This window comes from Bacteroides galacturonicus, assembly GCF_003096855.1.
Lineage (GTDB): Bacteria > Bacillota > Clostridia > Lachnospirales > Lachnospiraceae > Lachnospira > Lachnospira rogosae.
In genome coordinates this window covers 313,104-327,880 of sequence record NZ_QEOA01000004.1, presented here as the reverse complement: position 1 = coordinate 327,880, position 14,777 = coordinate 313,104, and the positions used below count along the sequence as shown (strand labels likewise).

The following is a 14,777-nucleotide window of genomic DNA, read 5'->3' as shown; positions in this document are numbered from 1 at the left end:
TTATCCTTGCATTATTTTCTCACATCATACTGCGTAAGTCAATTATGATTGTGTAAAAAATATCAAAATTTATCGGAAAATGTAATTAAAGCTCAAATCTGTTAATTGCTTCTGTTAAATGAGTAGCAATTTCATCAAGTTCAACTGTAAACTGGTTAAGTGTATGCATAGTTGCATTAACTTCTTCTGCCGATGCAGATACTTCTTCTGAAGCAGCTGCTGTTTCTGTAGATACAGAAGCTACGTCTTCCATACTCTTAACAACATTTTCACGGCTTGCATCCATCTGCTCATTAAGAGAGGCTATATTATCAAGACCTTCCTTTAATGCATTGACAGCATCTGATATATGTCCAAATAATTCTTTGGCATCATTAATTGACTTATTCTGTTCATCAATTATATCAACGCTTTCGTCCATAGTCTTTTCTGCAACTACTGATTTAGCACTTATTTCCTTAACAATCTGCTTAATCTCATCTGTAGATGACTGTGACTGTTCTGCAAGCTTTCTGATCTCGTCAGCAACTACTGCAAAACCTCTTCCACTCTCACCTGCTCTTGCAGCTTCAATACTTGCATTAAGAGAAAGCAAGTTAGTCTGTTCTGTGATCTCAGTAATAGCATCTGATATGAAATTAATCTTATTGATACTTTCAATCATCTCATTAACTACGTTCTTAGAAAATCTTGAATTATCCTTTGACTTTTCGCCCTTTTCAATAAGATCATCAACAATTGTAAGACCCTGATCACTAAGCTGCTTAGTTTCAACTGACATATCATTAATATCACTTACATAAGCCTTTGTTTCGTGAAGCTTAGAAGCAAGTAATTCAACCTCAGAAGTTGCCTTCTGTGTACTCTCTGCCTGTCCTGAAGCTCCGATTGATACGCTCTGGATAGCCTCTGATACCTGATTCACTGTCTCTGTTGTTGATTCACTTACATTTGAAATCTTCTGTGAAGCAGTTATAAGTACACCAGACTTTTCTTCAACACCCTTAATAAGTGATGATATCTGGTCTGCCATAACATTGTAGTTAGCCTCTGCCTGACCAAGCTCATTCTTGCTCTTTACATTAATTCTATATGTAAGCTTACCATTAGCCATCATATTCATAGCATTATTAAGTGTCTTAAGTTCCTTAGTAACCGCTCTTGTTATAATTAAAGCTATAACAATACCAATTATAAGTGCAATAATAGCAAGTTCAATTGTTGTCTGTGCAATCTTATTAACAACTGCCTGTGTCTCTGATTCACTGATAAATCCCATAAGTGTCCAGCCTGTAACAGCATCCTTTGAAGTTACAATATGTACTGACTCCCCATTAATCTTTTCATCAAAAGAAAATGTTGTGTCATACTGGTCTTCCGAAAGATTCTTAATTGTATTCCAGCACTCAAGCGATGTTACATTATCCTGGACATTAGTATTCTTATCATTATCTACAAGAATCTTTCCATCTTTATTAACAAGTATTACATATCCTGTATTAAGAAGTCCTATATTTTTTACATAATCCTCAACTTCTGCGAAATCAATATTAAGCCCTACGGCACCATAGTTAGCACCATCTGTATATTTAATTTCCTGTGAAACTGTGAATATAGTCTTTCCTGATGATGAATCTACATATGGATCTGAGAACTGTGAATATATAGTATTTCTTGCCTTAGAGCCTATACAGTTCTGATACCAGCTCTTGCTTGTATCGTTAACACCTCTTGTAAGACCTCCCTTATTAGCTGTCTTACCTGTCTCTGGGTTAATCTCTGCCCATCCATCAACTCTTAAACCTGTTTTAGTTGTAAAGAAAGCAAGTTCTGCTCCATTAGTTACCTTAACAGATGCAACTAATGAATCTTTTATTGCCTTAACATTATCATCAAGCTCCCCCTGATCTTCCAAATGCTTAATCTCATTCTTACGTGTAAGAAGGTCGACTGGCTGTGACAGAGTCTTTAAATATGTTGTAAATCCCTCTTGAACATTATCCAATGTCTGCTCACTTGTCACTTCTGTGTTTGCATTTATCGATGTCTTAGTTATCCTGATAGAACCAAGCGATACAAGAATTATTGCAACGCATACTGCAACGGCAAACGATAATACCAATTGAGAACCAATTCCCTTAAAAGCTTTCATATCTTTACCTCACCTTATTTTTTTATTATTTTATAAATGTTCACATTGTGTTCACATTTATACTTTGGACATAATAACATATACTCTTAATATTTTTCAACCACTTCAGCCCTATTTTTATAGATTGAACCCGATTTAATACAACCTCTGACACTTGAAAGCGGATATATATTACTATTCCTTCCAATTATAGTACCTGGATTAAGTACACTGCCACATCCTATCTCAACATTATCACCAAGAAATGCTCCTATTTTCTTAATTCCAGTGTCTATATTTCCATCTGGTCCTTTTATTGTAATAAGCTTCTTGTCAGACTTTACATTAGATGTAATTGAACCTGCACCCATATGTGCCTTATAGCCTAATATTGAATCTCCCACGTAATTATAATGAGGAACCTGCACATTATCGAACAATATGACATTTTTTAACTCTGTTGAATTACCAACGACTGCATTTTCTCCTACAACAGCCTTTCCTCTTATAAATGCACAATGCCTTACTTCTGCACCTTTGCATATAATAGCAGGACCTGCTATATACGCCGAGTCAAATACTGTTGCTTCCTTATGTATCCATATGTTATCACCTCTCTTATAATATTCCTTTTGTGGAAGTGAATTACCAAGTCCAACAATATAATCACCAATCTTTGATAATACCTCCCAAGGATACACAGCACCTTCAAATATTCCTGCGGCTATAGTCTTATCAAGACTAAACAACTCTTTGATTGTAATCTGTTCGTTCATAACTTTCCTCCTTATTTATAATTTTTTGCGGTCTCATTAAATAACGTAACAAGCTGTGCCTGATTACGCAGGTCTTTAACCGCTAATGTTCTTCTTCCAACAAAGCCTGACAGCTTCTGCATATATTCGTCGGCGGTTATACTTCCCTCAGCAACATATGTAAGCCCCTTTTCCCAGCTTGCTGTAAGTTCAGGATTTAACAACTGCTTAATAGAATTATCGACAACATCATATATTATTTCACCAAGCAGGGTAGGTGTTATTATCTGGGTCTTGGTATTAGTAAAAATGTATTGGTTGGAGTTAAGCTTTTTAAGTATCTCTGCTCTTGTTGCACTCGTACCAATTCCACTACCCTTTATCTGTGCCCTCAATTCTTCATCTTCTATTAACTGCCCTGCATTTTCCATAGCAAGAATAATTGAACCCGAATTGTAACGCTTAGGTGGCGATGTTTCACCTTCCTTTATATTAAATTCCTTAAATGATATCGGCGAACCCTTTTTTAAGCTTTTAAGACTTTCTATCAGTGATGTATCTGCATTTTCCTGCTCATCCTGATTTTTATCTGTATCTGCCATCTTATTCTTTCCGAATGAATTCTTCGCAACCTTAAGGTAGCCCTCGTCTACAAGCACTTTAAATGTAGCATAAAGCTGTTCATCTTTTACAACTGAGGTAATGCTCACCTTCTGGTATATAGCCGCTGGATAGAATATGCTCAGAAATCTTCTGACAATTATCTCATATGTCTTCTGTGCAGTTGATGATAATGATGATAAACTTCCAAATCCCTGTCCTGTAGGAATAATGGCATAATGGTCAGTTATTGCTTTATCATTGCAATATCTCGTCTTCTCTATTCCTTTGTACATATTACTATCTAATATCTGCTGTGCATACTCTCTGGCTGGTGCATAATTTCTTAGGCCTCCTATATTCTTGTATATTTCCTTACAGACAGCAGTTGATAGCACTCTCGCATCTGTTCTTGGATATGTAACAAGCTTTTTTTCATATAACTCCTGAATTATATTAAGTGTCTGGTCAGGACTTATCTTGAATAATTTACTACATTCGTTCTGTATTTCTGCAAGATTATACAATAACGGAGGATTTTTTGTTTCCTTTTTCCTTGAAGCTTCCTTTACAACGCCCTCTGCAGGGAGTGGTTCTGATAAAATATCCACAAGCTCCCTTGCTTTATCCTTATCCTTAAACCCATTATCCTTATATAGATATGGTGTATTATAATATCTGCTTGCCTCACACACTCTCCACTCGGCGTCAAATGTATGCTCATTAATATCCGCTGTTCCTATAACCCTGTAGAATGGTGTCTTGACAAAGCTTCTTATCTCTCTTTCCCTTCTTACAACCATTCCCAGAACACAGGTCATAACACGCCCAACAGACACAACTGCCCTGTCAAGATGAAGATAATTGGCAATATTTCTTCCATATTTTAATGTAAGAACCCTCGAAAAATTGATACCCATAAGATAATCTTCTTTTGCTCTTAAGTATGCAGCATCACTTAGATTATCATATTCTGATATATCTTTAGCGGTATTAATACCTTTAAGAATCTCTTCTTCTGTCTGGGAATCAATCCATACCCGCCTTTCCTGCTTGTCCTTTACCTTGGCTTCCTGCCTTACAAGCCTGTATATATATTCTCCCTCACGTCCCGAATCGGTACATACATATATTGTATCTACATCAGCTCTGTTTAAAATGCCTTTTACTATATCAAACTGCTTCTGAACAGCTGGAATAACTTCATATTTAAAAGTCTGTGGAATAAATGGAAGTGTATCAAAACTCCACCTTTTCAATTTCTCATCATAGGCATCCGGATAACTCATTGTAACAAGATGTCCAACACACCATGTAACTATATGATTATCCGCCTCAAGATAACCATCTTTTCTTTTAAAATCCGTATGCAGTGCCTTGGCAAATTCCTGCGCAACACTCGGTTTTTCCGCTATATATACGGATTTTCCCATATCATCACTCCATTCTTTATACTATTTTTCACTATCTGACAGATAGATTTTTGATATTAACGCTATCATTTATAAACCATAGCTATTTCGACTCATCTAAAGTCTTAAAAAATGCTGGTATATATTCTTTCATATAATAATCAGCTTCTTTTATCTTCATATCCCTAATAGAATTATATATTGTCTTTTCTGCCTCAAGAAAATCGCAATTCCCCATTTTCTTTTCCTCTATACACTTTATATAAGCTGAAATTCTGTCAGCTGCTTTAACATACTCCCATAATCCTGCTTCATTTTCTGTTTCTAAAAGAAGCCCTTCATATCTTGCCCTTAGAACTTCTGGAAGTCCTGATAACATCTGCTCATTAGCCACCTGCTCGACTTCTCTATACGCATTTCTTATATATGGACTGTAATACTTAACAGGCGTTGGCATATCCCCTGTAATTATCTCTGTCACGTCATGATACATTCCAAGTACCGCAAGACGTTCTGCATTAATATCCCCGCCGAACACTTCATTATTAATAACACCAAGTGCATGTGCAATAAACGCAACTTCAAGACTATGCTCGGACAAGTTCTCATTGCGTGTATTTCTCATAAGCCCCCATCTGTTGATATATTTCATTCTTGACAGCATTGCGTAAAAATAATTATTCTTCATATTCCATACATCTCCACGCTTCCATATATTTATAATATTATAAGATATATTGTAAGTTTTTGCAAATTCCGTATAATTTTACAAATAAATAAGGAAGATAATCAGGCTCAACGCCTTTTCATCTTCCTTATATATTTATTAATCTTAATAACTATTAATTGATGGCTCACACTAAACCGCCTGCCAATATTATAGCTATTATATACTAATTATTCTGATATCTTATTTAGCTGTAATGTAACCCTGAGCCTTAAGAAGTTCTGCGCATAATACAGCTCCACCTGCTGCTCCTCTTAATGTATTATGTGAAAGACCTACAAACTTGTAATCAAATACACTGTCTTCTCTTAATCTGCCGAGTGAAATTCCCATTCCATGCTCGTAATTAACATCAAGCTTAACCTGTGGACGGTCATCTTCTTCAAGATACTGGATAAACTGCTTTGGTGCTGATGGAAGATCAAGCTCCTGTGGTGCTCCCTTGAAGTTTCTCCATTTTTCGATAATCTGTTCCTTAGTAGGCTTCTTACCAAAGTTAACAAATACTGCCGCTGTATGTCCATCAAGAACTGGAACTCTTAAGCACTGGCAAGTAATAACTGGCTCAGCAGCAGGAACGATTTCACCATTCTCAACTGTACCAAGAATTCTAAGAGGTTCTTTTTCTGACTTTTCTTCTTCTCCACCGATATATGGAATTATATTTTCAACCATCTCTGGCCACTGTTCAAATGTCTTACCAGCTCCGGAAATAGCCTGATATGTAGTAGCTACAACAAGCTTTGGCTCGAATTCCTTAAGAGCTGCTAATGCTGGTGCATAACTCTGAATTGAGCAGTTAGGCTTTACAGCTATAAATCCTCTTGTAGTTCCAAGTCTCTTCTTCTGTGCCTCTATAACCTTAGTATGTTCTGGGTTAACCTCTGGAAGAATCATAGGAACATCTGGTGTCCAACGATTAGCACTATTGTTAGATACAACCGGAACTTCTGCCTTTGCATATCTTTCTTCTAATGCCTTAATCTCTGCTTTTGGCATATTAACTGCACAGAATACGAAATCAACCTTAGATACTATCTCATCAAAGTCTTTATCCATATCATATACAGGCATCTTCTTAACGAATTCTGGCATTGCTGTCTGCATCTTCCAGCGTCCCTCAACAGCATCTTCGTAAAGCTTTCCTGCTGAACGTCCACTTGCTGCAACTAACACTACATCAAACCAAGGATGATTTTCAAGTAATGTTATAAATCTCTGACCTACCATACCCGTACCACCAAGGATACCAACTCTTAACTTCTCGCTCATTATAGTCCTCCAATTATTATTATTCTAATTGCCTGAAAACAATTTGCGCGTTTTGTCTTTCTGTGACGTACATTTGTTTTTCATTGCTTTGACAATACTATCATAACTGTAATTATATTGCAAGGGCTTTTTAATGATAAATTGTATAAAAATCAATATTCAAATATATACCTGTCATATCCGTTAATTATAGTTGTGTTATTATACTGCTCCTCTCTTTGGAATTCCCTTGAATAATTCAAATGTACATGCCCGTGTATGAAATATTTGGGACTGTATTTGTCAAGTATATCAACAAATGCTTCAAACCCTTTATGTGGATTATCCTCACCATCACCAAGCCCTGCCGCCGGAGAATGTGTAAGCAGTATATCAATTCCTTTCTTTACCTTTATCTTAGGCCACATCATAGCAGCCCTTTTCTTCATCTGATTTTGTGTATACTGGTTAATACCCTTCTTGTATCTGATTGAACCGCCAAGTCCCATAATTCTTATTCCATTGTATACATATATCTTATCTTCTATACATATACAGCCTTCTGGCTCTTTATCTGCATAGCCATCATCGTGATTGCCTCGCACATATAATATAGGCACTTTAGAAAATGAAGCAAGAAATGACAGATAATCTGCTTTTAAATCTCCACAAGACAATATAAGGTCTATTCCTTCAAGCTTCTCTTTTTCAAAATAATCCCACAGGTACTTTGACTCAACATCAGCTAATACTAGTATCTTCATAACCTTTTAACTTTCCTCACTAATCGTTCACATCTATAATTCCCTGATTGATAACAAGCATTTTTGAATTATCATCAAGTTCTTCATATTCTGGTACTCTGCCAACAACATTATCAAGAAGCCAATCCATTTCAATAATCTCATCAGGATCAAGTTCTTCGTCTGGCTTATTGTGCACCTTTCCATCCTGATCCTTTAATTCACCCGTAAATGGCTTGAACTCACCTTTTACTATTGCTTCCCTTATAAGCGATGTAACCTTTTTCGTTTCATCAGGAACTGCACCGCCATATATTATGTCAATTGCACCAGCAGACATACCCCACCAGTAATTAAGTGCTGATACCTTATCTCCTTCTTCTTCCTTCTTCCACGAACCACTTAATATGCTCTGTATAAGCTTCTCGTAGAACACACCCCAGTGCCATACAGGCATTGCCAGATGCTTTACCATACCTGAGTCCGTTACATAAAGACCGAACTTTCTTGATGTCTTCTTAGGTGTTATCATATCCTGATCTGAAATACAGTTAATACCCTGTTCTGCAAATCTTGCTTCTATGTCATTGTCTTTAATGCCACTCCATTCAACATATACCTTAACATCAGGATTTACCGCCCTTGCCCCCATAGCAAAAGCATTAACATTAGCCATAACACCATACAACGGACAGCTTGCAACATAACCAATCTTGTCACTCTTTGCCATAACCCCAGCTATAACCCCCGTCAGATACTTAGCCTCATACATTCTTGCATAATAAGTTCTTATATACTTATGCGATATATTAAGCGAACAGTTAAGTATCTTAGCCTTTGGATGTGCTATTGCCTGTTTAAGACTTGCATACATCATAGATGGCGATGTTACAAATATAAGATCCGTATTATCATCAATAAGCCTCTGGATGGCATTATAATCATCTTCCTTTGGTCTTACATTAGTAATACTGACTGTTTCTATCTGGCTTCCAAAGGTTTCATCAATATACTGTCTTCCCAATTCGTGGGCATAACACCACTCAGATGTCTGTGGTGTATTCTCGTATATAAATCCAACCTTAAGCCTTTTATTAGCCTCTCCTCCTGACCTTGGGAGAAGATAACTTAATATATTCTTCTTGGCTGGCTGTGTTGTAACCGGATCCATTCTTAAATCTACTTCGCTGTTATCTGATAATAATTCAAATTCAGCCCAGGTCTTAGCTACATTTTTATCCATCTGCTCCGGTGTCATATGGCGTACTGTATCATATCCGTGAATATGAATAAATCTTAAAAAAGCATCTCCAACCGGATAATCAAATCTGTCACCGCCTCTTGATTCATAAGCTGTTCTAAAGTTAAGATAACTTGATACCAAATCCCTCTTGTCATCTTCATCCATTGGCTGTCCCGGAGTAATTCCAACAAGCTCCATAAATGTTATGAAGCTGCCCTCTTTGCTAAAATATATATCATTAATCTTGGTAGATTTATAAAAATCCATAAATTCATAATATATCTTAACATCAGGATTGTCAGACTTCCTAGGCACTTTACGGATAACCTGTGCATTTACCGTCACCGCATTAAAATATTTAAGAACACTAACTCTCTTGTTACCCTCAAGAACGTAGAATTTATTCATATATTCATATACTTTAATAGGGTCTCTTATTCCCTCATTAACCTGACTGTCACTAAGTGATGCCCATTTAGCTGAGAACTCACTTCCCCATTCAAGAATAGGCATCCAGTTATCTGCAAATGCATTAGTTCTGCCTGCTGTACATGTACCAACAACAAGCCTTAAAGGTATCTGGTCTATTCCAAGACTTACTTCTGAATCTATCTGTTCTTCATCCATCATACTTTCCATAACTGGAAGATATGGATATTTACCCTTATTGACACACGCATTATATTCTCTTTTTCCAAGCTTAAGAGCACTCATATAATCCTGTACTGACATATTAATCCTCCATTCTTACATTACAACACACTTGCAATAACCTTAGTAAGTGTCATTATATAGTTCTTGTCTGATTCATTCCATCGAAAACCTTTATTGAATGTATCATACGATGCAATTATATTATCTCCTGCCTGATTGGTAAAGTAACTATATATCATTCCACCGATATTACTTTGAATTGTTTCATCATACAGCTTCTTGTTAAATGACTCTATATTCGATGTGTACACAATTGTCATATAGTGGTTCTTATCAAACATTCCTAAGAATTCTTTAGTATTAACTATATCATTAATGTCTGGAAGCTTCACATAATTACCATAATATTCAATAAGCCTGCCAGTTGTTCCATTATATATCCTTATGCCATCAATCTCAAATGCTTTACAGGCTCTCTGTAATACATTATCAAGTACACTGCTTCCATTCTTTATAAGATTAATAGACATATCAGCAACTTCCTGTGCCAGTGTTTCACCTTTTTTAATAGGTGCCATAGAAAATCCTTTTCTTCCCATATCATCAAGAAAATCGCCGTGTTTCTGTGCATCATATATAATATATCTGTTCTTTCCTTTATTCTTGGCAATATAAAGGCATTTATCAGCCTTATTAAATAATGAGTCATAATCACTTCCATTGTCTGGATATTTACACACACCCATAGAAAGAGTAACATCACAGCTGTTCTCTCCCTGCCCTAACTCCGCCCTTACTTTCTGCTTGATAAATGTAAGTATAGAACGCAGCTGGCTTTCCTTAGTTATCCAATTCGTAAATATAAAGAACTCATCTCCTCCAAATCTTCCAACAATACCTCTTCCATTAAGTGCGCTGTTAATAATAGCGGCAACTTTTAATATAACTTTATCCCCATACAGATGCCCATATGTATCGTTGACATTTTTAAAATTATCTATATCTATCATAGCCATATAATGTATATCTTTATTAGTTGCAATTGAGTCCTGCACATATTCCTTGCAGGCTCTTTTATTAAGAAGCCCTGTAAAGAAATCCTTCCCCTCCTGTGTGGCATAATAACTGACCTCATTCTGCTTATCAATTGACTTGATAATCCCAATTACAACCCTGTCTCTGTTATTCTTATATGTAAGCTTACAATCAATGTTATATACAACAAGCTTGGACATATCTGTAATAAGCGGTCCTGTAATCTCACCATTAAACCCCTCATTAGCATTACGGACTTTATTAACAAAATCTGTAAAATCCTGCTTTTGTCTTGCATTATTTAGATATTCCATATACACCTTTTCGAATTTATCCAGTGTCATCTTGCATATTATCGTTGCCTTGAAGCTTCTGTATATATATAGGGAAAACATATCTGTTACGGTATCATAATCAAACATATAATCATTATACATTGACAAATATGTCCTGTATTTGTTCACATCATTATGAAGCCTTGTATATTTCTTCTCCATCATAAAAATATTAACTACATTCATATCTATAACCGGCTCTTCATTAATGATATTCCCATTATTGGCGAGGCACATATGAACAAGAAAATACTGTCCGTCACCACCTTTTATATACGTTATAATTCTCTGGGACTGACCTGATTCTTTCAGACTCTCACATACATTTTTAAATTCACCCACATAATCAGGATGTATCATCTCTGTGATAATAATATTAATAAGCTTTCCTGCATAATTATAAAAATAGTCATCTGCAAAAAGCACAAGATATGAAGAATTAAATGATGCCATACAATACATCATTGATGATTTGTTATTATAAATGTCCTCTGATATTAACATATGTCCCCCATCCGTAAATTCCTATAAAACCACTGCACCCTATAGAAATCCACCTCTTTATACAACCCAAGACCATACAGCATATAAACCATACAATCCTGATATAAATATTGTATTAAATCCGCTAATATTATATTAGTAATTTTGCACTCTATTTATATGAATAATAGCACATTTTTTATTACTTGTAAACTAATTGTGTATTTATTAACATACATTTCAATTACAATTTGCATATGCCTTTAGAGCGTCGTATTATAATTCTTGTTACCAATATAGACATATAAAATGTATAGAAATGAGGATTTTATGAATAATTTACCTAAAGACCCGGTTATGCTTCTTAGCTTTGTTAACATGCAGTTAAGGGATAATTACAGCTCACTCACAGAATTATGTAAAACTTATATGGTTGACGAGAGCAGTATCACAGACAAACTCACCGCTATCAATTATGTATACAATCCTAAGACTAACCAATTTGTATAATTATTAAAAAAGCTATATGAAGGCTATAACAAATGTCCGATTTATTCAAAACATTTATTACAACCTTACATATAGCTTTCTTTAAGTATATATATTAAATATACCGCTTTAAGTTACCTAATGAAGTAAATTATGATTTCATATCTTTAGCAACTAAAGTACCATTTTCACAATCTATAAGAATCTTGTCCCCTGTCGATACATCGCCGGCAAGTATAAGCTTAGCGGCAAGTGTCTCAACGCTCTTCTGGACATATCTCTTAAGAGGTCTTGCACCATACATTGGGTCAAAACCATGGTCAACGATATAATCTTTAGCTGTATCAGATAATACAACCTTAAGTTCCTTATCTTCGAGTCTTCTGTTGACATCATTAATAAGAAGGTTAATAATACTTCCTATATTATCCTTATTAAGAGGTTTGAACATAATAATCTCATCAAGACGGTTCAGGAATTCTGGTCTGAAGCTGTTACGCAGATCTCCCATAACAAGTTCCTCAACCCCCTCTTTAATATTACCATTCTCATCAATTCCATCAAGAAGGTAGGTTGAACCGATATTACTTGTAAGAATTATGATCGTATTCTTAAAATCTACTGTCCTACCTTGTGAATCTGTTATACGTCCATCATCGAGAACCTGAAGAAGCACATTAAATACATCAGGGTGGGCTTTTTCAACCTCATCAAACAATACTACTGAATATGGTTTCCTGCGGACTGCCTCTGTAAGCTGTCCACCTTCATCATATCCTACATATCCTGGAGGAGCTCCGATAAGTCTGGATACTGAATATTTCTCCATATACTCCGACATATCAAGCCTTATTATATTATTCTCATCATCAAACAGACTCTCTGCAAGTGTCTTTGCAAGCTCTGTCTTACCTACACCAGTTGGTCCTAAGAATAAGAATGAGCCAATTGGCTTGCTTGGATCTTTAATACCAGCTTTAGACCTGATAATAGCTTCTGTAACCTTGGTTACAGCCTCGTCCTGTCCAACAACTCTCTTATGAAGAGTTTCATCAAGATTAAGTGTCTTCTGCCTTTCTGACTCACTTAACTTGGCCACTGGAATACCTGTCCATCTTGATATAATCTTAGCTATTTCTTCTTCTGTTACATTCTCGTGTACTAAAGAATCATCGCTTCCATCTTTCTTGGCCTTGGCTTCTGCTTCTTCAATCTGCTTTTCTATCTGTGGCAGCCTGCCATACTGAAGCTCTGCTGCTTTCTCAAGATTGTATTCTCTCTTTGCCTGTGCAATCTGGTTATTAACATTTTCAAGTTCTTCTTTTAACTTGCTGATATTATCAACCTTTGTCTTGTCAGAATCCCATTTAGCCTTCTGTATGCCAAATTCTTCCTTAAGTTCTGATAACTCTTTTCTTAAAGCTTCAAGTCTTTCCTTACTAAGATTATCAGTTTCCTTCTTTAAGGCTGCCTCCTCAATTTCAAGCTGCATAATCTTACGCTGCATTTCATCAAGTTCTGCCGGCATTGAATCAAGTTCTGTCTTAATCATTGCACACGCTTCATCTACAAGATCAATTGCCTTATCTGGAAGAAATCTGTCTGTTATATATCTGTCTGATAACACAGCCGCACTTACCAAAGCACCATCATTAATCTTAACACCGTGGAATACTTCGTATCTGTCCTTAAGCCCCCTTAATATAGATATTGTATCTTCAACTGTCGGCTCATCAACCATTACAGGCTGGAAACGACGTTCAAGTGCTGGGTCTTTTTCAATATACTGTCTGTGTTCATCAAGTGTTGTCGCACCTATACAATGCAGCTCACCTCTTGCGAGCATTGGTTTAAGCATATTACCAGCATCCATAGAACCCTCTGTCTTACCAGCACCTACAATTGTGTGAATTTCATCGATAAATAATATAATCTGGCCTTCTGACTTTTTAACCTCATCAAGCACAGCTTTTAATCTTTCCTCAAATTCACCTCTGTATTTAGCACCAGCCACAAGTGCACCCATATCAAGAGCAAATAACTTCTTGTCTTTAAGGCTCTCTGGCACATCACCTTTTACAATTCTTTGTGCAAGTCCTTCAACAACTGCTGTCTTACCTACACCTGGTTCACCGATAAGAACCGGATTGTTCTTAGTCTTTCTTGAAAGAATTCTTATTACATTCCTTATTTCCTGATCTCGTCCGATTACTGGATCAAGCTTGCCGTCGGCTGCTCTTTGTACCAGATCCGTAGCGTACTTATTGAGTGTATCGTAAGTTGCCTCTGGATTGTCTGATGTAACTGTCTGGTTGCCTCTTACAGTAGCAAGTACTGAAAGAAAGCTCTCCCTGTTAATTCCATATGTCTTAAAGAGCTGCTTTATTGCTCTGTTAGGTGCTACTATAAGTGCAAGCATCAAATGCTCAACTGACACATAAGAGTCGCCCATTCTCTTGGCTTCATCTTCTGCATTGACAAGTACCTTATTAAGGTCATTGCTTATATATAACTTAACATCACCTGATACCTTATTCTTCTGATTAAGAAGTTGTTCAATATTCTTTAAGAAAATATCTTTATCAATATTCATCTTCTCTATAAGGTTAGCTATAAGACTATCTTCAATAGTCATAAGACTATAAAGAAAATGTTCCTGGTCAATCTCCTGATTACCATAATCATAAGCTATCTTCTCACAGTTATTAATCGCTTCGATTGATTTCTGTGTAAACTTCTGAATGTTCATACAATTCACCTCTTTCTTAACCCCAATTATTGTTCCCTTGGAAATAAAGATTATCAGATAACACTTTAAAGACCAATTGTAATTCTTTGAACAATTTTTCATTACTTTTCTTCTAAAATGCTCTTTTCTCATTTCCTATTACAGGTTATATCACTTGTTGTTAGCACTGT

General features: G+C 36.0%; 10 protein-coding genes. 1 reads left to right on the top strand and 9 read right to left on the bottom strand.

The features are described from left to right. Nucleotides 1-85: 85 nt before the first annotated feature. The 8 genes from C7390_RS06450 to C7390_RS06415 all read right to left on the bottom strand — a co-directional run bounded on the left by C7390_RS06450 (nt 86) and on the right by C7390_RS06415 (nt 11,390). Nucleotides 86-2,152 carry a methyl-accepting chemotaxis protein gene (locus C7390_RS06450; protein WP_055307182.1) on the bottom strand — a complete coding sequence of 689 codons (2,067 nt, stop codon included), beginning with the start codon at nt 2,150-2,152 and terminating at the stop codon, nt 86-88. An 86-nt stretch (nt 2,153-2,238) separates the two neighbouring features. Next, the gene (locus C7390_RS06445) at nt 2,239-2,907 is read right to left on the bottom strand and encodes an LbetaH domain-containing protein (RefSeq protein ID WP_055174211.1); all 669 of its coding nucleotides are present in this window, start codon (nt 2,905-2,907) and stop codon (nt 2,239-2,241) included. A gap of 11 nt (nt 2,908-2,918) precedes the next feature. Next, nucleotides 2,919-4,919: a DNA topoisomerase gene (locus tag C7390_RS06440; RefSeq protein ID WP_055174210.1), complete on the bottom strand. Its 2,001-nt coding sequence runs from the start codon at nt 4,917-4,919 to the stop codon at nt 2,919-2,921. An 82-nt stretch (nt 4,920-5,001) separates the two neighbouring features. Next, complete coding sequence (gene yfbR / locus C7390_RS06435) at nt 5,002-5,586, bottom strand: 5'-deoxynucleotidase (RefSeq protein ID WP_116443820.1); 585 nt, start codon at nt 5,584-5,586, stop codon at nt 5,002-5,004. Nucleotides 5,587-5,808: 222 nt separating this feature from the next. Further along, on the bottom strand, nt 5,809-6,897 hold the full coding sequence (gene asd, locus C7390_RS06430; protein ID WP_055174209.1) for an aspartate-semialdehyde dehydrogenase: 1,089 nt from the start codon (nt 6,895-6,897) through the stop codon (nt 5,809-5,811). A 152-nt stretch (nt 6,898-7,049) separates the two neighbouring features. Then, nucleotides 7,050-7,640 carry a metallophosphoesterase family protein gene (locus tag C7390_RS06425; protein ID WP_022502112.1) on the bottom strand — a complete coding sequence of 197 codons (591 nt, stop codon included), beginning with the start codon at nt 7,638-7,640 and terminating at the stop codon, nt 7,050-7,052. 19 nt (nt 7,641-7,659) lie between these two features. Continuing rightward, the gene (locus tag C7390_RS06420) at nt 7,660-9,594 is read right to left on the bottom strand and encodes a BMP family ABC transporter substrate-binding protein (protein WP_022502113.1); all 1,935 of its coding nucleotides are present in this window, start codon (nt 9,592-9,594) and stop codon (nt 7,660-7,662) included. A gap of 20 nt (nt 9,595-9,614) precedes the next feature. Then, complete coding sequence (locus C7390_RS06415; protein ID WP_116443819.1) at nt 9,615-11,390, bottom strand: GGDEF domain-containing protein; 1,776 nt, start codon at nt 11,388-11,390, stop codon at nt 9,615-9,617. A 309-nt stretch (nt 11,391-11,699) separates the two neighbouring features. On the opposite strand from C7390_RS06415, the gene C7390_RS06410 reads away from it, so the two are divergent. Beyond that, complete coding sequence (locus C7390_RS06410; RefSeq protein ID WP_022502115.1) at nt 11,700-11,879, top strand: DUF4250 domain-containing protein; 180 nt, start codon at nt 11,700-11,702, stop codon at nt 11,877-11,879. A 130-nt stretch (nt 11,880-12,009) separates the two neighbouring features. On the opposite strand, the gene clpB is transcribed toward C7390_RS06410, so the two are convergent. After that, nucleotides 12,010-14,607 (bottom strand): ATP-dependent chaperone ClpB, encoded by a 2,598-nt coding sequence (clpB, locus tag C7390_RS06405; RefSeq protein WP_116443818.1) that lies wholly within the window; start codon nt 14,605-14,607, stop codon nt 12,010-12,012. Nucleotides 14,608-14,777 lie beyond the last annotated feature (170 nt).